Source organism: Calothrix sp. NIES-2100 (assembly GCF_963875285.1).
In the GTDB taxonomy this organism is placed as follows: Bacteria; Cyanobacteriota; Cyanobacteriia; order Cyanobacteriales; family Nostocaceae; genus Aulosira.
This window is the reverse complement of record NZ_CAWNLA010000001.1, coordinates 3,965,657-3,988,762: the sequence shown is the minus strand read 5'-3', so window position 1 is coordinate 3,988,762 and position 23,106 is coordinate 3,965,657. Positions and strand designations below refer to the sequence as shown.

Sequence of the window (23,106 nt, the reverse complement as noted above, 5' to 3'; positions counted from 1 at the left end):
TGAAAAGGCAACTAACCTTGATTTTAGGACTTTCCGAAGGTCAGGTTATGACTAACTCTATAGCTGAAAATCCTGCTCATGAGATTGTAGATGTCAAAACCACTGATTGTTGCATTGTCGGTGGTGGCCCGGCTGGGGCTATGTTGGCGCTGTTGTTAGCGCGTCAAGGCATTCCTGTAATGCTATTAGAAGCACACAAAGACTTCGATCGCGATTTTCGGGGTGACACAATTCACCCATCTGTAATGGAAATTATGGCGGAATTGGGTTTAAGCGATCGCTTGCTGCAACTACACCATACTAAAATTCGCCAACTGCGGCTGCAAACTGCCGAAAATAGCGCGACTTTGGCAGATTTTAGTCACCTGAAAACCAATTACCCCTACATTACAATGCTTCCCCAAGTGAAATTCCTGGAATTTATCACCCAAGAAGCGCAAAAATATCCGAGTTTTCAGTTGGTGATGGGGGCAAATGTCCAAGAATTAATTATAGAAGATGGGGTAGTTGAGGGTGTACGCTATCGAGGAGGTGGTGGTTGGCATGAAATTCGCTCAAAACTCACTGTGGGTGCAGATGGTCGCCACTCCAAGCTGAGACAATTGGGTGGTTTTGAGTCTGTGGAAACTTCCCCACCAATGGATGTGCTTTGGTTCCGTCTACCGCGTCAGCCAGAAGATGCAGAAGGAGGAATGGGACGGATTGCTAAAGGACACATTCTCGTTATGCTGGATCGGAGTGAAGAATGGCAACTTGCTTATGTTATTCCTAAAGGCGGTTATCAACAACTACGGGCTGCTGGTTTAGAGGAATTGAAAAAATCTGTAGTCGCAGTTGTCCCAGAGTTAGATGATCGCATCTTTAATCTACACGATTGGTCACAAGTAGCCTTTCTTTCCGTAGAATCCAGTCGCGTCAAGCGTTGGTATCGTCCGGGATTGCTACTCATTGGTGATGCAGCCCATGTCATGTCTCCCGTTGGTGGTGTGGGGATTAACTACGCAATTCAAGATGCTGTCGTCACCGCGAATGCGATCGCTAAACCACTTAAAAACCAAAATTTACAAATCCAAGACTTAGCAAAAGTCCAACGCCAACGGGAATTACCCACAAGAATCATTCAAGGATTTCAAACCTTAATCCAAAAACAAATATTTACCCGCATTCTCACATCCGATCAAACTTTCCAACCACCCGCTTTTCTGCGCTTACCAATTTTGCGCGACATCCCCGCCCGATTAATTGGGTTGGGTGTATTCCCGGTTCATGTTCAAAGTTAGTCAATGGTCAATGGTCATTTGTCAATGGTCATTTGTCATTTGTAGGGGTGGGGTTTCCCCCATACGTGTCAACTTAACGTGAAACCCTTGCCTGGATATGATTTGATACAAAATCACGTACCAGCAAGATCCGCGCTACCCCACCCCAGTTTTGTCTAAAAGCCAAAACGTCCCCTCCCCGTAAACGGGGAGGGGATTGAGGGGTGGGGTAAAATGCCTATGGAATAAGCGTTTTGACTTAAGTTGACACCAATGGGTTTCCCCGCCCTTTACGAAGATCGATGATATTCAATCATTGATTGAATCGGTATATGCTTGAAATTTTAGGTTCAAAGCCGCAACATTCAGGATCAAAGCCGCAACATTCAGGCTCAAAGATACAACATTCAGGCTTAAAGCCGCAACTTTCAACTTCAAAGGCTCAACTTTCAGCTTCAAAGCCCCAACTTTCAACTTCAAATGCGCAACCTTCAGCTTCAAAGGCTCAACCTTCAGCTTCAAAGGCTCAACCTTCAGCCTCAAAAGCTCAACTTCCACCCTCAAAGGCGCAACTTCCAGACTTCAAGACTCAACTGTCAGCCTCAAACTCTCAAAAGACATCATAAATTCACAACGCATTTTGCCCCAATCATCGCTACCTTGTCCTCCTTGTCCCCCCTCATCCCCAATACCCAATAATATTTTTTGGCTCAAATCCCAACCTGATGGTACAATCATACTACTCAGTTGTAGAATTCAATGCTTGCTTTAGTCAGGCGAAGGGTGCGCAAGCATCCATCGCTTGGCTTTTATGTTAAAACTGACTAAATATGAAGAATATATATCAAAAATGCCAAAGTTAAAAATATAGAGAGAGTAATTAGCGCTACAAAGCAAAACCTTACTTAAGAGTCAGCAACTTCGATTATCAGGAGGATTTTTAATGAATAGCTGCATTTTGATGGCGGAAATCGTACAAGAACCGCAACTACGCTATACAGCAGATAACTTAGCAGTTACGGAAATGCTTGTACAATTTCCCAATTCCCAAAAAGCGGAAGATGCACCAGCCACCTTAAAAGTAGTTGGGTGGGGAAATTTAGCTACGGAAATTCAGCAAAACTACCATCAAGGCGATCGCGTCATTTTGGTAGGAAGATTAGGGATGAATACTATCGATCGTCCTGAAGGTTTTAAAGAAAAACGGGCTGAATTGACAGTACAGCAAATTCAAAACCTCGGCGGCGGTTTCAATCTGAGTTCCCCCCCCGTCACAGAAACCTACTCACGTCCTCCAGCCACCGCCCCAGCCCCTGTAGCTTCCACTCCGCAACCAACTAGCGCGGTTAATTATGAATCATCTCGCCCCGCGCCTCCCCCAGCTACTCCTAAGCCTAGCGTTCCTCCCAGAGTAAGCAACCCCGAACCTGCACCCCAATCGGCAAATTTTGAACGGGCTACTTATCCCGCAGTGGAAGAACCGAATATCGATGATATTCCTTTCTAATACTCTTGTCATATCAACAATGCTTGATTTGGGCTGTGAAAAGCGGAAAGGGGAAAGGGTAAGGGCTAAACCTTTTCCCTTTACCCCGCGAAATTTCCTAGTTATGCATAATTGAAAACGGATGTCAGGGTTGATTTGTTTTGGAGGCGCAAAGTGAAATCATCCCCCACATCCGTTATATTTTTATTATTATTTGGCGATTGAGAACTCAGCATCCAAAATCACTGTTAAACTCCAAATAACTAATTAGTAAAGATTCATCCCAGTTCCCATGAGAGAAACTATCCTAGAAGTTCGGAATCTCCAAGTTGAATTTTCCGGTGATGGCAACATCCTCAAAGCCGTTGATGGAATTTCCTTTCAACTGCATCGGGGAGAGACTTTAGGAATAGTGGGAGAGTCGGGAAGTGGTAAATCAGTAACATCCCTAGCAATCATGGGTTTGTTACAAAGTCCTGGTAGAGTTAGTGGCGGGGAAGTTTGGTTTCACCCTCAAGGAAATGGTACGCCAATTAATTTGGTAGAGTTACCGCCACAGGAAATGCAGCTATACCGAGGCGGTGACATCGCCATGATTTTTCAAGAACCGATGAGTTCACTGAATCCAGTTTATAACATTGGGTTTCAGCTAACAGAAGCGATTTTGCGACATCAGAATGTTTCAGTAAATGAAGCGCGACAAATTGCGATCGCACTTTTGCAAGAAGTCAAACTCCTGCCCAGTGATGATCAGATAGCACAGCAATATCTGGAAACTTGGAACCAAACTAATTTTAAATCACCTAAGCCAGAGGGAAATAAACTAGCTTCTTTGGTGAAGCAGCATAAACAATCGATGCTGGAACGCTACCCCCATGAACTTTCTGGAGGACAGTTACAGCGGGTAATGATCGCAATGGCAATTTCCTGCAACCCATTGTTATTGATTGCTGACGAACCAACCACAGCCTTAGATGTAACAGTACAAGCGACAATTCTGGAATTGATGCGAGAATTGCAGCAGCGCCGCAACATGGCAATAATTTTCATCACCCACGATTTAGGATTAATTTCGGAAATTGCTGACCAAGTAGCGGTGATGTATCGAGGCAAAATTGTTGAATATAATACGGCGACGGCAATTTTTAGCAATCCCCAGCATCCATATACTAAGGGTTTAGTTGCTTGCCGTCCCACACTTACCCACCATCCCCACAAACTCCTCACTGTTTCCGACTACATGAGTGCAGAGGAAACAGCAACGGGATTGGTAATTCAGGAGAAAACACCCGCACCACCCCCAGAAATTACCACCGAAGAGATAGTTAAAAGATTAGCTGACCTCAACGAAAAACAACCTCTGTTGGAAGTCCGCAATCTCAAAGTTGGCTTCCCGATCAAAGGCATATTTGGCGGTACAAAACGCTACATTATGGCAGTGAATAACGTTTCCTTTGATGTCAAACCTGGGGAAACAGTGGGATTAGTAGGAGAATCAGGTTGCGGTAAAACCACTTTGGGGAGAACTCTGCTGCGCTTAATTGAACCGATGAGTGGTCAGATTATCTTTGAGGGACAAGATATTACCACCCTCAAAGGCGAACCGTTGCAAAAACTCCGGCGGGAAATGCAAATAGTCTTCCAAAATCCATTTAGCGCCCTTGATCCGAGGATGAAGGTAGGAGACGCGATCGCCGAACCCTTGGTAATTCACTCTGTCGGGAAGACAAAGCAACAACGGCGAGAACGGGTAGCAGAACTGTTAGAACGGGTGGGATTGAGTGCAGATGCAATCAATCGCTATCCTCATCAATTTTCTGGTGGTCAACGTCAACGAATTTGCATCGCCCGTTCCCTAGCATTAAATCCCAAATTTATTATCTGCGATGAATCAGTTTCCGCACTGGATGTATCGGTACAAGCGCAAGTATTGAATCTACTCAAAGAATTGCAGTCAGATTTTCAACTCACTTATATCTTCATTTCCCACGACTTAAGCGTAGTCAAATTTATGAGCGATCGCATTTTAGTCATGAATCGCGGTCAAATAGTCGAACAAGGTACAGCCGAAAGTATCTACCGCGAACCAAAAGAAGAATATACCCAAAAATTAATCGCCGCCATTCCTACAGGTAGCCCTGAGCGGAGGCGGAATCGGCTCGCTTCGTAAAGAGCAGGGGAGCAGGGGGACAAGGGGACGCGGGGAAATGACAAATGACAAATGACAAATGACAAATGACAAATGACAAATGACTAATTTTCAAAAGTAATAGCTTCAGATTGGTAGGCTGGGGGTTCTACATGAATGAGAATTCTCACAGGTCGGAAACGTTCTTCTAGTTGTCTTTCTACTTCTTCGGTGATGCGGTGGGCGGTTTCTACATCGGAAGCATCGACAATTAAATGCATTTCTATAAAGACTTGACGACCGAGAACGCCACGGGAAGCAATGTCATGACAGTTAATCACTCCTGGAACCGAAAGAGCGATCGCATTAATGGCTTCAGGTGCGATCGCCATTTCATCCACTAGTGAAGGTAAATTGTCTTTTAAAACTGACCAACCACTCCAAAATACCAGCAAAGCTACAGGAAAAGCTAAAACGACATCCAGCCATTGATAACCTAGCCATACCCCAATCAAGCCACCAATGACGGTAATAGTTACCCACACATCACTCATGGTATGAGTAGCATCAGCAATCAAAATCGGGCTACCTACCCGCTTTCCTTCGTTGCGTTCGTAAAAAGTCACAAAAATATTTACACCCAGCACAATTAGTAATAACCACAATTCTGCTGCTGATATTGTTACAGGTTTACCACCTTTGAGAATTCTTTCGACTGCTCCTTGGAGAATTTCAAAACAAGCTATTCCTAAAAATGCAGAAATTCCCAAAGCACCCACAGCTTCAAATTTTTGGTGTCCGTAGGGATGCTCGCGATCGGGTTGTGGCGAAGAAAACTTACTCGTAATTAATCCTAAAACATTGTTGGCGCTATCTGTGACACTATGTAACGCATCAGCTAGCAAGCTAAGAGAACCTGTTGAGTAACCCACAACAGCTTTCAATGCCATGACAAACAGGTTTAACAGTAAGGTGATAATTAGAACCTTGCGTACCACCGCGCGGTTATCGTAAGTCATAAATTATTTTTAACATCAAGTTCTACGTTTTTTAATTAAAACTCAAATTGTCATTAATTAAGTATCAAACTATTTTTGATTAAAAGATACATCTCTCTACAGACTAAATTTTTTTTATAAAATTATTGACATTAATTATAATTAACAACTGCTAAAAGCCGACTATTTATTAGTACTTGCTTTTTGTCTTATAGCTAATTAATAGCAACAATTTAATTTTGAGATTCTCTGACTTTTAGTAGATTCAGGTAAATTGATACTCTCGTGAATTCTCAGTCAACCACTGGAAATAAACATAACTATCTTAAGAAGGAGTAAAAGTTTTGACATTTACCCTTTAACCTTTCCCCTCCTTTAGCCCGAAACTCCGCTAAAAAAGCTGATTGAGGGCGCGACGCACATATTCTGTCCAAGACTCAGAAGTCGGTGGAAAAATTAAGGCGTAAAGCATGATACCGCTCATTGTGTCGAAAACTAAGCCAGGATCAAGGTCTACCTGTACTTCCTGTCTGGCTTTGGCTCGTTCTAATACCACAGCAAAGGCTTGTCGTCGCGGTTGCAGATATTTTGTCCAGTAAATCTCAGCAAACTCCGGATTGCTTGATGCACTGCTAATAATCATGGCAACCGTTTGTCTTCCGAGAGGGCTGAGGGTAATTTGGGCAGCGTTTTCGATTAAGGCATCTAGATCTTGTTGTAGATTTCCCGTATCCGGAATAAGTACTTCCTCTCGCAAACTCTCGATCGCATCCGCTACAAGTTCTGCCTTACCGTTGTAGCGGCGGTAGATAGTTGCCTTGCCAACCCCTGCACGGGCGGCGATCGCATCCATACTCATCACATCAAAGCCCACTTCTGCCAGCAGTTCTAAAGTGGCTTGCAGCATAGCTTGATGGGATTGGATACTGCGAGGTCTTCCTGGTGCTTTTTTATCACGGTTGCTCATAGGTGTTATTATAATTTACGGAACTGTCTCGTATCAAAATTAAAATATGAGCCAACAACCCCGCTACATGGACAAACAGAGTACTCAAACACTGCGAGAAGGGTTGGCAGAGTACTACGCCTTCAATCCCCACGTCACAGATCCAGCGACTCAACCCTCAGATTTTGCCAAAATTTTACGGGCGCACGATGTTGGTCATGTCATTTATGGTTGCGACACGGGAATGTACGATGAGTTAAAAATCCTGCCACTGTTTTGGTGGACGAGCGAATGTACCTTTGGGACTTATCTGAGGATGAAAAATTCACCCGCAGTTGATGTCATGTATGACGATTTGATCAAAGAGAAAGGGGCACTCTGGCTGTATGGATCAATTTTGAGAGTACTCCCGGCGGTGATTGTCGAGTTAATTCCCATTTGGTTCAAAACACGCAATCGTCAAAAGCTGCTGCCGTTTCTGGAGTTTGAGCCATTACTAGAGCGATCGCTTTTAGATATTCGCCAAGAGTTTGACCTTTTACCATTGATCAAATAAGGCTTTACTAAAAAAATACAGTCTCTTTATATCTTCAGCATCATTTATGAATAAGATTTTAATATTATCAGGATATTTCAGTAGAAAATAGCAAAAAGCTTTGTAGCTTATAAGACATTGAAATGTTCAAACCCACATCTTTGAGCGTACTGTTTGAGCTGTTTCCTTAGTCATAAAGCTTAGTAGCAAGGACAAAACCCCTGAGGAAAATATGTTATCAGAGTCAACTATCAGAATTAATGCTGGTGGAGATACCTATACGGATATTTCCGGCAATGTTTGGGCAAAAGACGCTTATTTTACGACTAGTGATACTTCTGCTACAAACAAACCTATTAGTGGTAGCAGCGATCCACTACTGTATCAGACAGAACGTTCCGGAAAAGAGTTTTCGTACAATATTCCCATATCCAGTAGTGGTACTTACACAGTAAATCTGGACTTTGCGGAGATTTTCTGGTCTAGTCCAGGGCAGCGGGTTTTTGATGTGAATATTGAAGGTGAATCTGTCATCAAAAACCTGGATATCCTTGCCCAAGCAGGGGTAAATACAGCACTGAGAAAATCAGTAGACGTTCAGGTTACAGATGGGACACTCAATATAGACTTTTTGGCTAGTGTAGACAATGCAAAAGTTTCTGATATTGAGGTTATTCCTATGTCAGAACCAACACCACTAGCAACACTACAAGCAACGGCACCAGCAGTAGCGATTCGCCTAGAAGCAGAAAACATGGCACTGACAAACTACAAGGTTGAATCGAATAGTGTCGCTTCTGGTGGCAAGGTCGTTAGCCTTTCGGGTAAAACAGGCACAGCCACCACTACTTTTAATGGTGCTGCTGGTATCTACAATATCGTAGCCGGTTACTATGACGAAAATGACGGAGTTGGTAATTTTGCCGTGAATATTGGCGGTAAGCAGGTAGATACATGGAATCTTGACCAGAACCTGGGCAGTAATAAAGCCACCACCCAGACTTTTGTACGTCGAACCGTTGCTACTGCGCTAGCACTCAAGCCTGGAGATTTAATTGCGATCAAAGGTACACAAAACAAGTCAGAGTACGCAAGGTTTGATTACATTGAATTTCTTTCCCCTAACCAAACAGACTCAACACCACCAAAAGCAAGTTTAGCTGCTGCAAATATCACTACTAGTGGTGGCAAAACTCAAAACTTGACGGTTTCCTATACTGATAACGTCGGAGTAAATGTATCTACCCTGGATTCTCAAGATATTGTAGTCACAGGCCCCAATGGATATAAGCCGTCGGTAACATTAGTAAACGTAAATACCAATAATAACGGTACACCGCGAACAGCCACCTACCAATTTACTGCTCCTGGTGGTAGCTGGGACGCTGCTGATAACGGAACTTATACTGTGTCAGTACAAGCCAATCAAGTTAGCGACACCAGCAATAACTATCTCCAAAGCGGTACTTTAGGAACATTTACAGTCAACATCTCTTCCGGAAATTCTTTAACAACTCCAGGTATCTGGGATTCGCCTGCAAAAATGCCCGTATCCCTGGGTGAAGTGAGTTCGGGCGTAATTAACGGCATAATTTATGTTGTAGGTGAAGCTAACAAGGCCACCCTTGCCTACAATGTGGCAAGTGGAACCTGGAGTAATGTCGCTGTTAGACCATTGGCAGGCAATCACCATGCAGCCGAAGTTTTCAATGGGAAACTCTACCTACTGGGAGGTTTAGGTAGTGGTGCCAATGGGAAAGTACAAATCTACGATCCAGTCACTAATAAGTGGAGTTTAGGTGCTAATATGCCTTTTGCACCAGGCTCTAGTTCATCTGCTGTCATTAATGGGGAAATATATGTAGCTGGTGGAATTATTGGTTCTTCTACGACTAATCAAGTAGCTAAATACAATCCATCAACGAATACTTGGACAATGCTAGCACCGATGAAACAGGGACTTAATCATTCAGCATCGGGTACGGATGGCAGTAAACTATATATATTTGGTGGTCGTCAAGGCGGTAATTCTGTATCTAATGGATTCGATACTGTAGAAATCTACGATCCTGCTACTAACACCTGGACATCCAGTCTAGATGCTGGCTCATCGCTCAAGCCTCTGCCACAAGCAAGAGGCGGGACAGGTAAAGCTGCTTATCTCAACGGCGAGTTCTATGTAATGGGCGGCGAAACTCGCAGTGGTGGAGGTACAGCTGGTAATGGTGTTTACAATCGTGTCGATATTTACAACCCAAAAACCAATACTTGGCGAGTTGGTAAACCTATGCCAACTGCTAGACATGGCATTTTCCCTGTAGTTTATGGTGGAGAAATTTGGGTTGCAGGCGGTGGTGTGAAAGCAGCGTACAGCAATTCTAACGTTTTTGAGGTTTTTTAATTGACAAAAAAGGCGATCGCATCCACATGCAGTCAATGCTTATAATTGCTCATCAGGATAGCGATCAGCCTATTTTCTTGTAAAATATCAAGAACAACTGGTAAGGGCTGCACCACATTGATCTTCTCTGACCAACCAACCTTTAATTCCTTTATATTCCACCAGCGCCCATCCTCCTTGACAGCCTAATAAATTAACACTTGTATTAGGAGGAACGCGAACGATTACTTGGCTGTTCTGATTAGTTTTGGCATAAAGTTTCACACCTTTAGTACCATAGCCTTTTGTCGAGAGACCTAACTTTGGCAAAGATACCCACCCAGTACCTTTAAAACCACCACTAGCATTAGTCACCTTTGCCCAATTTGGTACAACAGCCACAACCTTAACAGTATCGTTAACAGGTACTTGTCCTAAAATTTTATTTTGGGTACTTGCGCCAGTGCGCACATTTAAAGCTTGTCCAGATGAGACATTAACGTAGGCATAAATATTACACTTTGTGGGATTTGTGGTTTTTGCTAAGACCATTTGATTAGCTATACCCGTGTTGATAGTTACACTAGTACATATAAGTGCTAATCCGGTAGCTACCCTCAATACTTGGTTTTTCACTTTTTTTGTCCTAATAAGCTTCGATTTCAGGGCACCAATATTAACATTGATGTCTTATTTCTAGCTCATATGTTAACGGATCGAGTTAGGCTCGAATGAGAACCATATTTTTTTTCCAGATTCAATATCCTTAATTTTAATTTATATTAAAAATATTCACCTTTTCACTATTAAATGCAATATAGTAATTAACTTTGAGTAAATAAAATATTGCTATTTGGCTAACAAAACATAAAAAAATAATAACTTTTTGCAAGTTTTATTAAAAAATACAAACATATCAAAATTTTTGTCTGATGGGTACTGTTTACCTATGGTTAAAACCTTGATTGTTTTATTGTGGGCACAAAGAAACCCGATAGTGATAGTGGGTGACGCGATCGCATAACCCAGCCACAGGCGTAGTAGAGTAGGGTAGTTCATGGCTGTAGATAATTGTCGCAAGCGATCGCTATCTAGGTTAGTAGGTTACTTCATCGCCCGCCAATTGCCGGAAGGAATAAAACTCGCCCAATAATAAGGATGCTGATATTGCGGATTCTTGAGTAACTCTAACTGCACCTCTCGCAACGCTTCATGTCTACCCTTTCCCGCTCGCAATTTATCATAATATTTCACCATTAAATATTTAGTACCATCATCAGCAACTTGCCATAAACTTAACAGTTGAGTTTGCGAACCTGCAATTACCAAAGCACGCCGCAACCCGTAAACACCGCCACCAATTTTCACATCACCAAGCCCAGTTTCACAAGCAGATAAAACTACTAATTCTGTACCCCGTAAATTTAAACCTGCAACTTCTAAAGCCGTGAGAACTCCATCATCTGTATCAGTTTTTTGTTTATTTTGACGGTTATTGACACCAGCTAAAGCCAAGCCAGAACGTAATAAGGGATTTTCTACATTTAAAGCTGGGGCTTTTTCTAATTGCTGATTAAAATTATTGCTTGGGGGTTTAACTTCTTCATCTGGTAAAAAGAACCCATGAGTAGCTAAATGTAAAATTCTGGGTGCGTTTAATTGTTTAATCGCGGCTTCTGTGGCTTGTTTTCCTAATATCAGGCTTGCTTGGGGGAAAATCTTTTGGATTTGTTGCCCTTCTGCTAAAGTTGATGTTAATGAGCCAAATGTTAAATTAGCAAAGTCAATAGAACGCTGATTTGCACCACGGGATTTGGCTGCAACAGTGGTATCTTGTTGATCGTAGTCGATATTTGCAAAGACTACAGGATTTGCGGCTACTTTGGCTGTGGTTTGCAAGCTGAGTAAATCTCGCCCAGTGGTGAGGTAAGAGAAAGCGTAACGTTGGAGTAGATATTGATTTTGCTCATCTTTGAAGGCTTCAAAGGGTATCAAGTTTAACTGTCCATCTGGTGAAAGCAACAGGTGACGCGCATCGCTTAACAGGGGACGGATGGGAGCCATGATTTGCTCATCTAAAGCGCGGGCGGCTTTCTGGAGGCGAGATACAGAGGTTTTACCATCAACTGGTTTGGGTATAATTCCACCCCGTTGTTTGGAATTAGTGTTATTAAGAAAGGCAGAGGGGACACTTCGACTTCGCTCAGTGTCCCCACCGCCTTCTTCAATTCCTTGACTAATTAGAGGAGGAGATACCAAAACCTGGCGGAAACTCGCAACAGATTTATCAATAGTTGCAGCATCACCCAAATCAACCCACTTCGGTTCCCCCGCAGCACGCAACACTGCTGCTGCATAACGCGATTTACCAAATTTTTCGCTGTCTTTTTTAGCTTTGGGATTAACTGGCTGATATTGCACAATTTCCACCAGTGCAGCATCCTGGGGAATTTGGGCTTGGATAGCAGCTAATTCCACTGGTTGAATTGCTTGGCGGAACTCGGCACTTTTAGCACTTACCTGTTCTTCTAACTGTTCTTTTTGGGCTTCTAGTTGTTTAATTTGAGCTTGATAAACTTCAAATTTTACTTCTCCCTTGCCGCGATATACTAGGGCGGCTAACTGTTGCTGCACGTTCAACCAATCATCAAACAGCTTTTTGGTTTCTGGGTTGGCTGCTAACTGGGTGCGTAATGTCTGCACTGTGTCAGTCATGGCATCTAGCACCCGTCCTTTACGCCTCAGTACAGTAGTTAGGGCGAGTTTGGCTAATGTGGGATTTTTGGGAGATTGTTGTAGGGCGAGGGAAACAGAAATGTCTGTACTGCCGCTAAAGGTTTGAGCGTAGTTTTGTTTTCTTTGTTCTGAACCCACAGCATAGATGAGTTGCAAATTTTGTTCTTGAATTGCGAGTGCGCGGGTGAGAAAATCAGTAGTGCGATTGATATCACCCTTTGCCCAATAAAGTAATGCTAAATTGTTGAGGCTACCTGCCACATTAGGATGTTCTTGACCCAGTACTTTCTCCCAAATCCCCAGAGAGCGCAGGTACAGGGTTTCAGCTTTGGCATAATTCCCCTGTTCCCGGTAAAGTTCTGCTAAATTGTTGAGGCTACCTGCCACATCGGGATGTTCTTGACCCAGTACTTTCTCCCAAATCACCAGAGAGCGCAGGTAAAGGGGTTCGGCTTTAGCATAATTCCCCTGTTCCCTGTAAAGCTCTGCTAAATTGTTCAGGCTTTGTGCGACATCGGGATGTTCTTGACCTAGTACTTTCTCTAGAATCGCCAGGGAGCGTAGGTAAAGCGGTTCAGCTTTGGCATAACTCCCCTGTGACTGGTAAAGTGCTGCTAAATTGTTGAGGCTAGATGCCACAAGTGGATGTTCTTGACCCAGTACTTTCTCCCGAATCGCCAGAGAGCGCAGGTAAAAGGGTTCGGCTTTAGCATAATTTCCCTGTACTCGGTAAAGTTCTGCTAAATTGTTGAGGCTAGATGCCACAAGTGGATGTTGTTGACCCAGTACTTTCTCGTAAATAGCCAGAGAGCGCAGGTAAAGTGGTTCAGCTTTAGCATAATTCCCCTGGGACTCATAAAGTGCTGCTAAATTGTTGAGGCTAGATGCCACAAGTGGATGTTCTTGACCCAGTACTTTCTCCCGAATCGCCAGAGAGCGCAGGTAAAGGGGTTCGGCTTTGGCATAACTTGCCTGTGACTCGTAAAGTCCTGCTAAATTGTTGAGGCTAGATGCCACAAGTGGATGTTGTTGACCCAGTACTCTCTCCCGAATCGCCAGGGCGCGTAGATAAAGCGGTTCAGCTTTGGCATAATTTCCCTGTGATTCGTAAAGTGCTGCTAAATTGTTGAGGCTAGTAGCCACATCGGGATGTTCTTTCCCCAGCACTTTCTCTCGAATCGCCAAAGACTGGAGGTAAAGGGATTCGGCTTTAGCATAACTCCCCTGTTCCCTGTAAAGTTCTGCTAAATTGTTCAGGCTAGATGCCACATTGGGATGTTCTTGACCCAGTACTTTCTCCCAAATCGCTAGAGAGCGGAGGTAAAGCGGTTCAGCTTTGGCATAACTCCCCTGTGAGTAGTAAAGTAATGCTAAATTATTTAGGCTTTCTGCCACATCGGGATGTTCTTGACCCAGTACTTTCTCCCGAATCGCTAAAGCTATTTCTGCCAGGGGGATGGCTTCACTGTATTTGCCTTGCTGATACAACTGCACCACTTGTTCATTCAGTCGCTCGACTTCGGCTAACTCTGCGGACTGTTGGGCTGATAGTGGTGGTTGGGTAACTCCTGCAACTTCCCTGGGTATACTTACCAGTAGTCCTAATGTCATTGCTGTAGCGATTGACCAAGTTAGCAATTTCATAGGGTTACGCTTGGGGGGTTGTGGCTGGGATAATTGAGGAGACAAGTCTTTCTGCTTCCTGGTACGGTTGGCAAACACTTTATAATTCGTAGTTCGTAAGCGGGAAAGCTGGCTTTTGGCTGTAGTAGCTAGTATTGCAGGGTTTATCAGTAGTTTTTTGGATATTTTTTGAAGATTTAATGAAAGTTGTCTGAGCATAAGAATCTGCTGACGCTGTTGGTGCTGAGTTTTTCGGTGTTGCGATTATATATCTCTGAGGCTTGAGGGCTTATGCAGTTGAGAATTAGGTTATGAAGCAAACACACCTATCGTAGGGGTTTAGCAGTGCTAAACCCTCCATAGCGCGGATATATAGCGATTCTCGTTCGGATGCATTACACCATAGGGCATGGCAGTGCCATGCCCCTACGAATGAATCTGTATTCTCAGTTATGAAGCAAACACACTGATCGTAGGGGTTTAGCAGTGCTAAACCCTCCATAGTGCGGATCTATAGCGATTCTCGTTCGGATGCATACACCATAGGGCATGGCAGTGCCATGCCCCTACGAATGATCTGTATTCTCAGCAATTGAGAACTGTCTACGCATTTGTCGTTTTCGTCACCAACGTTACCTCATCCATAGAGAACCTGATAGGAGATCCGACAAACGTTATTAGGTTACTTATTGCTGTTACTTCATTCATAAGTAACGTTATCAGAGATGTGACGAACGTTATAACGTTACTTATGACACTAACTTCATCCATAAGAACCATTAATGCATTTGTGATGAAAGTTATAACGTTTCTTATCTCCGTTATCTCATTCATCAATAACCTGAATGGATTTGTGTCTTTTGACTTCCCTTAGGGGGCTGGCTATAGTTTACGCATAATTACATAATTGTATTCCAAAATTTTGTAAAAAAAAGCCAAAAATTTGTGAATTTCCCTGAGCCGGAATACAGCTTGTTTAAGACAAGCTAACACTAGAACATTTATTAGGAGTGCATCTATTATGCGTCCCAAACAGTCATCTCCCATTCTAAAAAAAGCTCAACTTAGAGTTTCTGGACTGCAAGCCATCGATCCAAATATCGATTTTGGCAATGCTAACAGCTTGCAGAATATGCAACAACAAATTGAGCAGTTACGTAATAAGCTGAATACTCATAACACTGCTCTGGCTGTAATTAATGCTGCCAAAAAAGATATTGCAGAGCTAGAAAAAAACTTGGGCGCTTTGTGTGAAACGATGCTGATGGCAGTTGCGGTAAAATACGGAAAAGATAGCCAAGAGTATGTGATGGCTGGTGGCGTGCGGAAAAGCGATCGCATCCGCAAAGGCACTATCACCCGGTTAAAAGGCGTTGCAGAAAAAGCAACTGTTGATCCGGTGGAAGGCGTATAGTAAATCATTTGGAGGGCACAGCAGTGCTGTGCCCCTACCCATTTGTGACATTCTTTTTTTTAATTGGTATTACGCAAGGTTTTGGAGAAGTTCATCTCAGAGGTTGTTTGAAAAGTGGTTGGCTGTATCTTCGCACTTATTGATCCCCCCTAGCCCACGCCAGTCGTCTCAAGTCGGGAAACCCGCCCACGACGCTGGCTCCCCTTAATAAGGGGGGAACCGGAAAAAATCTCTCAAAGTCCCCCTTTTTAAGGGGGATTTAGGGGGATCTAGATATGTGCAACTTCACATTAAATTGGTATTAAAGGCGGGAAAACCCCGCCCATACTAACACCAAATTTGAATAACACGACCTTGCAATTGTTGTCCTAGCCAAGGTGTATTACTAGAAAGTGTATGCAGATTTTTGCTCTCAACTTTCCAGCTTTGCTGCGGATCAAAAAGAGTTAATTCGGCTTTTTGATTTGCTGTTAACCCTGTGATTTGCTGTCTCAAACACTCTGCTGGACGGGTACTCAAAGCACGCCATAATTCTAATGCTGTGAATTCCCCTGTTTCTACAAGATGTTGCCATAACAATGGTAATGCTAACTCATAGCCTATTGCTCCCGGTGGTGATTCTGCAAAGGCTTGGACTTTTTCTTCGTAGGTGAATGGTGCATGATCGATCGCGATCGCATCGATAATTCCTGTTCGTACTCCTTCCCGTAACGCCGCTACATCCCTAGGCGTACCCAATGGTGGATCTAAATGCAAGCTTGTGTGATAACTCTTAACAGCTTTGGTATCTAATAACAAATGCATCCAGGTAGTACTGGCGGTGATTGGTAAACCAGATGCCTTGGCAGATGCAATTAATTCTACACTCCGCGCCGTAGAAACACGCATAATATGCACATGGGAATTACCTGTGGCGGCGATTAATTCCAATAAAGATGCGATCGCAGCAGTTTCTGCACTCTCTGGTATCGGTGGTAACCCCAGACGAATCGCATCTGCCCCTTCGCGCATCACCCCATTAGCGGCTAATTGCTGGTCACAAGGCCAAAAAGCTACTGGTATGTTCAAAGGTAGTAGATATTCTAACACCCGCCTCACCAGCCCCAAATTTTCCCAAGGCTTAGCATCAGTAAATCCAACAACCCCCGCCGTAGCTAAATCGGCTAATTCTGTTAACTGCTTTCCCGCCAAATCCAAGGTAATCGCACCCCAGATTTGCAGATGGGGGAGAGGAAAAGACGCGGAGAGTGAGAGACGGGGTGACGCGGGGATGTTATTAACAACTTCTCCGCGTCTCCTTGTCTCCTTGTCTCCTTGTCCCCCTTGTCCCCTGCTTATGTTCTGCAACTGTGCCACAAGCGCCGGGTTATCGATAGGTGGAGATGTTTTGGGTAAGATGCTGACTCTGGTAAAGCCGCCAGCCGCCGCCGCTTGCAACAGCGATGAGAGGGTTTCCCGTTCTTCAAACCCCGGTTCGCCAGAGTGGCTGTACAAATCCACTAATCCCGTCCCTAGAACTAATCCCCGACAATCTCTAATTTGAGTATCGGAATTGATATCGGTAATGTGCGGGGCGATCGCTTGGATATAATTATCAGCAATTAGCACATCCACTAGTTCGTCTGTTCCAGAAACCGGGTCTATCACCCGTACTTGTTGTAGCAATTCAGTTGTCATGTGAGCTATCAGCTATTACTTATGAGTGCGTCAACTGTTTGTCTATTGGGATCTATCTTTTGACCGACAGTTTAGCACTGACCGAAGAAAGGATAAAGGATGTAGACGCGGAGCGGCTTGCCGCAGGCTAGGATGAAGTGAGAATTGGTACAAGCTGGACTTCGTCCCGCTACGCTAACGCCCTTTGGGAAGTCAAAAGTCAAAAGTGAAATTCTTTAATTTTGACTTCCACGAAGTCGCGTAGGTGGGGTAATTTCATACGGGCGGGTTTATCCAAAATATCGTGAATAATTGAGGATATCTGTGAACCCGCCCCTACTTAATACTGAGCGCCTTCAGTTGACCTCTACAATGCTCCAGCTGCGGTTTTATCGAACACGCCACCACTTAAGTGAGTGGTGATATTCATTGCTTGCAGCACTGGTAAACCATCTAATCCAGATGGATAATCAATGACGCTGACCGCGCCGTTACCCTGGCGGAAATTCCAGAAGCTGTCTGTTGGTAAACCCAAAATGTGACATAGTAAAGTCTTGTTAGTAGCGTCGTGAGCCACTACTATTCCAGTTTTGAGTTGATTGTTTGCTGCTGCTTGCACAATTGACTGCCAAGCGGTAACGCTACGTTCCCACACTTGTTGTAAATTTTCCCCTTCTGGCATTTGGACTGCTGCTGGTTCTGTCCGCCAGCGTTCCAATTCGCCGGGAAATTCTTGTTCTATTTCTGCTTCTAATTTTCCTTCCCAAAGTCCGTGGCTGATTTCCCTTAAACCATCTTGCAATTCCAACTTTACACTAGGATGGTGCTGCAAAATTATCTCTGCTGTTTCTTTGGGACGTTGCATTGAGCTGCTAACAGCAAAGTCAATGGCGACATCTTGCAGAAATTCTCCAGCTTTTTGCGCCTGTTTTCTGCCGTTGTCGTTGAGCGGAACGTCAATTTGTCCTTGAAATCTGGTTTGGCGATTCCACTCTGTTTCCCCATGACGTACAAGCAACAATCGTATTCCTTGATGACCTGGGCGAAATGTCGGCAGAGTCTCTCCTGTATGTTGCGTCTGATTTAGCGACTCTAGTTGAACTGGATCTGCCAAACCACCAGCAAAATTTAATACAGTAATGCCACAGTTAGATTGTTGAATAGAATGGTAGCGACTGGGAGAAATGCCTAGGGCTGTGCTAATTAAGGCGCGATTAATACCGTTATGCCCCACGATCAAAATGGTTTCGCCTTGATGATGGGGTAAAATTTCTTGCCAAAACTCTCGCGCCTGTGCATACAAAGAGAGGACAGGAAAATGTTCTTTGGTTCCCGCTGCATCTTCTAATAACATCCGGAATTCGTCGGGACGTTCGTGCCAAGTTTTGTAGTCTTCAGCATACTTTTCTTTGACCTCAGCCGTGAGCATTTTCTCCCACAAAGGCAGGTCTATTTCCAGCAATTTATCAGAAGTTTGTACAACAGCAGGTGTTCCCGTTGGAATTGCTAACTCACTATGGATAATTTCTGCTGTTTGTTTGGCTCGCCGTAAGGGACTGCTGTAAATCGCGTTAAATAAAATACTGCTGAGGGCTTTGCCTAATTGGGTAGCTTGATTTTGACCTTTTTCAGTCAATTGCGACGCATCAATGCGCCCTTGGATACGCCGCTCGGTGTTATAGCTACTTTGACCGTGGCGTACAATGATGACTTTTAAACCTTTATTTTTCAATACTTTCAGCCTCCAACTTAGGAATAATGCTCAAAAAGTGCTTAAAAGTCCTATTTTGAGTATCTGAGACGAGTATATGAGCATACTTTTATACCAAGTATCATGCTCAATGAATGCTCGTCAGATGTAGAGTGCATGGTAAATTTTATCAGATATCTTTTCTGATAAATCCCAGACAACCACACTAACCTTCCCGTACCGTCGCCAAAATAGTCGTCGGGTTATAGAAAAACGAAATTCTATAACCTTAGTTGATTTTGTTTTATTGATTTTTCATTTGTTCAAGTTGCTCTTGCAGTTTTCTCATTGCTTCCTGCTGTTGTCTTATTTGTTCCTCAAGTAATTCAATTTTGGATTGTTGGTTATCAATCTGAACTTCCGCAAACTGTTGCTGACTGTATGGTATCTCTGGGTTGATTCCCTTCATGAATATCGCCTCATCTTGATAATGCTTATTGCTTACATCTGGTTTGTGACCACACATATAACACACAACTTTCTCAGGTATTCCTAAGTCATGAATAGCGTGATTGATGAAAGTATGACGTGTGTTATATGGACTAAGGTATTTACTGAGTAAGCCTTGCTCTACCAAGTCAGGGATAATTCCCTTGCGGTTAAGGTGCTTTCTTCCGCGCCAAATTTGACTAAAACCTGTTTCATCAATTATTTTTCCCGTCTTACTTTTAAGTACTATGTCGTTGAGTTCACCTTGGGGTATTGACTTTAGTAGATTCCAAAGTTTCCCGTCTTTGGGCATAGGGAACTTTCTAACATCCTCACCTTTATAGGTTTTATCGTTCTTTAAGGGGTAGAACTTTTTGGTTATTCTGTCGTATGTTCTCCTAATCAAAACTCGTTCTTTATCCCATTCAACGTCACACCACATCAAGCCTATTGCTTCACCAGTTCTACAGCCTGTTAGGAACTTGAATTTAAGGAAACTGTGCCAGTGAGGGTATTTATCCTGAAGGCATTCGAGTATTGCTTGTGCCTCATCCCAGGTATAAGCTTTGGTTAAATCATCCGTATCGTTATCAGTCCCAATCTCACTTTGTTGTCTACTCTTAGCGCCTATTTTTCCTATTTCTTCCGCTAAACCGTCATAAGGGTTATGAACTAGTAATTTATTTTTAATTCCTAGCTGATAAGCTTTTGAAAGATTAGAGAACAACAATTTGATTGTTTCTAAGTCTCTATTCTCTATCAACCAATTTCTGATCTTGATAGCATCCTCAGATTTAGTAGCTTCAATTGCTGATTTGAGGTAGTTTTTGTACCTTCCCTGGTATTTCCCCAAGTAAACAGTTTCTCTCAAGTCAGTTCTGTACTCGCAGTACATATCCCAGATTTCTAGAAGTGACAGTTCAGGTTTAGGTGGTGATTGGTCATTGACTGCTGCTACAGCATCTCTGACTAATCTTAATTTTGCTCTTAACCCATATTCCTCAAGTATTTCTAAAGGACTAATTTTACAGACTACAGGGGGAGAAAGAAAGCCCATCGCTTCTTGCTCATCTACCCAATTTGTTTATGGGAAATTCCTTAGTGCTGAATACCGCTATTTTCTTCACAGGCAAAATAGATAAATTTCCAGAGTAGCGCGGCGATCGCACGAGGTATCTTTGCGTTGTCTTACATAAAGAGTGAAATTCTCTTAATTTGAGGAATTACATCAGTTTCGGTGGTAATTGAACCACAGACAGGTATATCTGCATTCGCGTTCCTCTGCGATACCATCCCCAAGCGATTCTTTCACAATTAATTTCTCGCTATGGCTTAACAGTGAATAATCCCCATTCCCTTGTAGGAAAGGGGGGGTAGGGGGGTTAGGTTTTTGAGGCTTACACATCCTTTAAAGTTAAATTAAGATCCCCGACTTGTTTAAGAAGTCGGGGATCTTAAGAGCAATTGTTGCTGTTGACTATCAAACGTTAATGCGATCGCTAAACTCGGAGTTGTAACCTTCTTCTCCGTGTTCGTTAATATCTAGACCTTGTTGTTCAGCTTCTTCTTTGACGCGCAGACCGACTGTAGCATCAATAATCTTCAGAATGATCCAAGTCCCCACGGCGGCAATAATATAGGCAATAACAATGGCGGCTAGTTCAACTCCTAATTCGCCAAAATTACCTTTCAATACGCCGTCTTTACCGCCTCCGTTGACTTCTACGGTGGCAAAGATGGCTGTTAAAATTGCACCGACTGTACCACCAACGCCATGCACTGGGTAAGTATCTAAGGCATCGTCAACTTGTAATTTGTGCTTGAAACTTACAGCATAGAAGCAAATAAAAGCGGTGATGAAACCAATAAAAATCGCTGACAAGGGAGTCACAAAGCCAGCTGCTGGGGTAATCCCCACTAAACCAGCAACGGCTCCTGTAGCTGCTCCCACTGCGGTGGGTTTACCGCGTAAAGCTGCTTCCAGAATCAACCACATTAAAGCTGCTGCGGCTGCTGCTGTATTGGTGGCTACAAAGGCTGTGGTGGCTACATTTGTGACTAAGTTTCCCGAAGTTCCACCAGCAGCAGACAAGGCACTTCCAGCATTAAAGCCGAACCAGCCAAACCAGAGCAAGCCCGCACCCAACAAAATAAAGGGAACGTTGTGTGGTGGACTGAGACGATCGGGATGGTTTTTCCGGGGGCCCAAAACGATCGCGGCGACCAGCGCCGAAACACCTGAACTGATGTGAACTACTGTACCACCAGCAAAGTCAAGGGCACCTAAACCACCATACAAGCCCAAAAATCCACCTTTAGCCCAAACCATGTGCGCTAGGGGGGTGTAAACAAAGGTTGACCACAGCAACACAAACAGAGCATAAGCTTTAAAGCTCATCCGTTCGGCGATCGCCCCAGAAATTAAGGCTGGGGTGATGATGGCAAACATGGCTTGATAGATCATGAATGCTTGGTGAGGTATTGTCCCCGCATAGGAAACAACCTCAGGCGGGTTGGAACCTTTGAGATAATCTGTGACCTCTAAGCCAACGCCATTCAACCCTAGCCATTGCAATCCACCGATAAACGGCGTTCCCGGTGCAAAGGAAAGGCTATAACCCCACAGAATCCAGGTCACTCCGACGATCGCCATCAACACAAAGCTCATCATCAATGTGTTTAGGACATTGCGCGATCGCACAAACCCCCCATAGAAAAATGCCAGTCCTGGTGTCATCAGTAGCACTAGTGCTGCTGATATCAGCATAAATGCTGTATCTCCTGTATCGGCAGTAGGAGGAGGAGTAGCAGCCGCTTGGGCTAAAGCATTGCCCATTAGCGGGCCTCCCAGCAGTATTAGGGTCATAGCCCCAATCATTACAACTTTCTTCAACACTTTTTTGTCCCCGATCACCAACATTGTTGAGTTCATTCTCGACAATAGAGTACTTTTTTATACCCTAATCTCTATTCAGTTCATCAACTTTAGTTATTTAGAAAGGTTTATAAAAATATAATACTAATTGCAGTTGCGAAATGTTCAATTATTAGATAAAGATGCAAAAATTACATTTTTATATTTAATTAATGTAATTTTTTTTTAAATTCTAGAAACTTTTTTGCTTTTTATGGTATCGAGTCGTTCCTATCAAAAACTCAGCAACTAGTAATAATTGATAATTCAGAAAATTTCTCATTAGCGTTAACAGCAAAGTAAGTAATTTTTGTGTGAATTTTTATTTTTATCTCAGACATCAATTCTGCTATAGCAATTCTCAATCATGCGTCAAAAAATCTATTACCTATAGCCTCAAGCAGCCTCAGCTAGTAGTTTAAGAATCAATCAAAATCGAATGTCTATATTCTGCGTGCATACATAATAACGAAAACACTAACTAAGCTTAAACAGGCTCCAATTAAGTCGTATCTATCTGGAGCTACACCATCTACCTTCCATCCCCAAAGCATTGCCATAGTTATAAATACACCACCATAAGCAGCATAAACTCTACCAAAATTTGCCGGTTGGAGGGTAGCGATGATCCCATAAATAGCTAAAGCGATTCCACCCCATATCCCCCACCAAATAGACTTACCTTGCCGTAACCATAACCATATTAAGTAACCACCTCCTATTTCAAATAAACCAGCCCATAAAAAATAAAACAGGGACTTAATCATTGGCGCAATTTTTGAGTTGTGAAATTTTAAAAAAAAATCCTACCACCTGTATCAGGATAAAAGCTACAGGGGTAGGTTTTTATCT

At 43.3% G+C, this 23,106-nt stretch carries 18 protein-coding genes; 6 read left to right on the top strand and 12 right to left on the bottom strand.

Going from position 1 to position 23,106, the window contains the following annotated elements; genetic code table 11:
* The first annotated feature begins 47 nt into the window (after window positions 1-47).
* Window positions 48-1,280, top strand: coding sequence for an FAD-dependent oxidoreductase (locus AACU32_RS16210; RefSeq protein ID WP_096601129.1), 1,233 nt, complete (start codon window positions 48-50; stop codon window positions 1,278-1,280).
* Window positions 1,281-1,568: 288 nt separating this feature from the next.
* Here the strand turns inward: AACU32_RS16210 and AACU32_RS16205 are convergent, their stop codons facing one another.
* Window positions 1,569-1,781, bottom strand: a complete 213-nt coding sequence (locus tag AACU32_RS16205) for a hypothetical protein (protein WP_339377964.1) — start codon at window positions 1,779-1,781, stop codon at window positions 1,569-1,571.
* 60 nt (window positions 1,782-1,841) lie between these two features.
* A complete protein-coding gene (locus AACU32_RS16200) occupies window positions 1,842-1,997 on the bottom strand; it encodes a hypothetical protein (RefSeq protein WP_339377963.1) in 156 nt (51 codons plus the stop codon).
* A gap of 205 nt (window positions 1,998-2,202) precedes the next feature.
* On the opposite strand from AACU32_RS16200, the gene AACU32_RS16195 reads away from it, so the two are divergent.
* Window positions 2,203-2,766, top strand: coding sequence for a single-stranded DNA-binding protein (locus AACU32_RS16195; protein WP_096601125.1), 564 nt, complete (start codon window positions 2,203-2,205; stop codon window positions 2,764-2,766).
* 271 nt (window positions 2,767-3,037) lie between these two features.
* A complete protein-coding gene (locus AACU32_RS16190) occupies window positions 3,038-4,915 on the top strand; it encodes an ABC transporter ATP-binding protein (RefSeq protein ID WP_096601123.1) in 1,878 nt (625 codons plus the stop codon).
* A gap of 83 nt (window positions 4,916-4,998) precedes the next feature.
* Here AACU32_RS16190 and AACU32_RS16185 read toward each other — a convergent pair whose 3' ends face one another.
* Together AACU32_RS16185 and AACU32_RS16180 are read right to left on the bottom strand one after the other, a co-directional pair.
* Entirely contained in the window at window positions 4,999-5,892 is an 894-nt protein-coding gene (locus AACU32_RS16185) for a cation diffusion facilitator family transporter (RefSeq protein WP_096601121.1), read from the bottom strand.
* Window positions 5,893-6,262: 370 nt separating this feature from the next.
* Window positions 6,263-6,838 (bottom strand): TetR/AcrR family transcriptional regulator, encoded by a 576-nt coding sequence (locus tag AACU32_RS16180; RefSeq protein ID WP_096601119.1) that lies wholly within the window; start codon window positions 6,836-6,838, stop codon window positions 6,263-6,265.
* Between the two features lie 46 nt (window positions 6,839-6,884).
* On the opposite strand from AACU32_RS16180, the gene AACU32_RS16175 reads away from it, so the two are divergent.
* Window positions 6,885-7,373: a hypothetical protein gene (locus AACU32_RS16175; protein WP_096601117.1), complete on the top strand. Its 489-nt coding sequence runs from the start codon at window positions 6,885-6,887 to the stop codon at window positions 7,371-7,373.
* 211 nt (window positions 7,374-7,584) lie between these two features.
* On the top strand, window positions 7,585-9,753 hold the full coding sequence (locus tag AACU32_RS16170; protein ID WP_096601115.1) for a malectin domain-containing carbohydrate-binding protein: 2,169 nt from the start codon (window positions 7,585-7,587) through the stop codon (window positions 9,751-9,753).
* Between the two features lie 87 nt (window positions 9,754-9,840).
* Here AACU32_RS16170 and AACU32_RS16165 read toward each other — a convergent pair whose 3' ends face one another.
* From AACU32_RS16165 to AACU32_RS16155, 3 genes are all read right to left on the bottom strand, one after another.
* Entirely contained in the window at window positions 9,841-10,368 is a 528-nt protein-coding gene (locus AACU32_RS16165) for an SH3 domain-containing protein (protein WP_339377962.1), read from the bottom strand.
* A 213-nt stretch (window positions 10,369-10,581) separates the two neighbouring features.
* Entirely contained in the window at window positions 10,582-10,791 is a 210-nt protein-coding gene (locus tag AACU32_RS16160; protein WP_339377961.1) for a hypothetical protein, read from the bottom strand.
* A gap of 45 nt (window positions 10,792-10,836) precedes the next feature.
* A complete protein-coding gene (locus AACU32_RS16155; RefSeq protein ID WP_339377960.1) occupies window positions 10,837-14,310 on the bottom strand; it encodes a CHAT domain-containing tetratricopeptide repeat protein in 3,474 nt (1,157 codons plus the stop codon).
* 799 nt (window positions 14,311-15,109) lie between these two features.
* On the opposite strand from AACU32_RS16155, the gene AACU32_RS16150 reads away from it, so the two are divergent.
* Window positions 15,110-15,505, top strand: a complete 396-nt coding sequence (locus AACU32_RS16150; RefSeq protein ID WP_096601111.1) for a hypothetical protein — start codon at window positions 15,110-15,112, stop codon at window positions 15,503-15,505.
* Between the two features lie 327 nt (window positions 15,506-15,832).
* Here AACU32_RS16150 and AACU32_RS16145 read toward each other — a convergent pair whose 3' ends face one another.
* The 5 genes from AACU32_RS16145 to AACU32_RS16125 form a co-directional block, all read right to left on the bottom strand.
* Window positions 15,833-17,182, bottom strand: coding sequence for a dihydroorotase (locus AACU32_RS16145; RefSeq protein WP_096601109.1), 1,350 nt, complete (start codon window positions 17,180-17,182; stop codon window positions 15,833-15,835).
* A 346-nt stretch (window positions 17,183-17,528) separates the two neighbouring features.
* Complete coding sequence (locus tag AACU32_RS16140) at window positions 17,529-18,893, bottom strand: histidine phosphatase family protein (RefSeq protein ID WP_096601107.1); 1,365 nt, start codon at window positions 18,891-18,893, stop codon at window positions 17,529-17,531.
* 262 nt (window positions 18,894-19,155) lie between these two features.
* On the bottom strand, window positions 19,156-20,397 hold the full coding sequence (locus AACU32_RS16135; protein WP_096601105.1) for a site-specific integrase: 1,242 nt from the start codon (window positions 20,395-20,397) through the stop codon (window positions 19,156-19,158).
* 423 nt (window positions 20,398-20,820) lie between these two features.
* A complete protein-coding gene (locus AACU32_RS16130; protein ID WP_445223227.1) occupies window positions 20,821-22,218 on the bottom strand; it encodes an ammonium transporter in 1,398 nt (465 codons plus the stop codon).
* 479 nt (window positions 22,219-22,697) lie between these two features.
* A complete protein-coding gene (locus tag AACU32_RS16125) occupies window positions 22,698-23,021 on the bottom strand; it encodes a YnfA family protein (RefSeq protein WP_096601103.1) in 324 nt (107 codons plus the stop codon).
* Between the last annotated feature and the right edge of the window lie 85 nt (window positions 23,022-23,106).

Coding starts and splice junctions, on each gene's coding strand:
- AACU32_RS16170 (WP_096601115.1), top strand. CDS start 7,585: ATGTTATCAGAGTCAACTATCAGAATTAATGCTGGTGGAGATACCTAT.
- AACU32_RS16210 (WP_096601129.1), top strand. CDS start 48: ATGACTAACTCTATAGCTGAAAATCCTGCTCATGAGATTGTAGATGTC.
- AACU32_RS16200 (WP_339377963.1), bottom strand. CDS start 1,997: ATGATTGTACCATCAGGTTGGGATTTGAGCCAAAAAATATTATTGGGT.
- AACU32_RS16195 (WP_096601125.1), top strand. CDS start 2,203: ATGAATAGCTGCATTTTGATGGCGGAAATCGTACAAGAACCGCAACTA.
- AACU32_RS16135 (WP_096601105.1), bottom strand. CDS start 20,397: ATGGGCTTTCTTTCTCCCCCTGTAGTCTGTAAAATTAGTCCTTTAGAA.
- AACU32_RS16130 (WP_445223227.1), bottom strand. CDS start 22,218: ATGATTGGGGCTATGACCCTAATACTGCTGGGAGGCCCGCTAATGGGC.
- AACU32_RS16125 (WP_096601103.1), bottom strand. CDS start 23,021: ATGATTAAGTCCCTGTTTTATTTTTTATGGGCTGGTTTATTTGAAATA.
- AACU32_RS16180 (WP_096601119.1), bottom strand. CDS start 6,838: ATGAGCAACCGTGATAAAAAAGCACCAGGAAGACCTCGCAGTATCCAA.
- AACU32_RS16175 (WP_096601117.1), top strand. CDS start 6,885: ATGAGCCAACAACCCCGCTACATGGACAAACAGAGTACTCAAACACTG.
- AACU32_RS16190 (WP_096601123.1), top strand. CDS start 3,038: ATGAGAGAAACTATCCTAGAAGTTCGGAATCTCCAAGTTGAATTTTCC.
- AACU32_RS16160 (WP_339377961.1), bottom strand. CDS start 10,791: ATGAACTACCCTACTCTACTACGCCTGTGGCTGGGTTATGCGATCGCG.
- AACU32_RS16185 (WP_096601121.1), bottom strand. CDS start 5,892: ATGACTTACGATAACCGCGCGGTGGTACGCAAGGTTCTAATTATCACC.
- AACU32_RS16145 (WP_096601109.1), bottom strand. CDS start 17,182: ATGACAACTGAATTGCTACAACAAGTACGGGTGATAGACCCGGTTTCT.
- AACU32_RS16155 (WP_339377960.1), bottom strand. CDS start 14,310: ATGCTCAGACAACTTTCATTAAATCTTCAAAAAATATCCAAAAAACTA.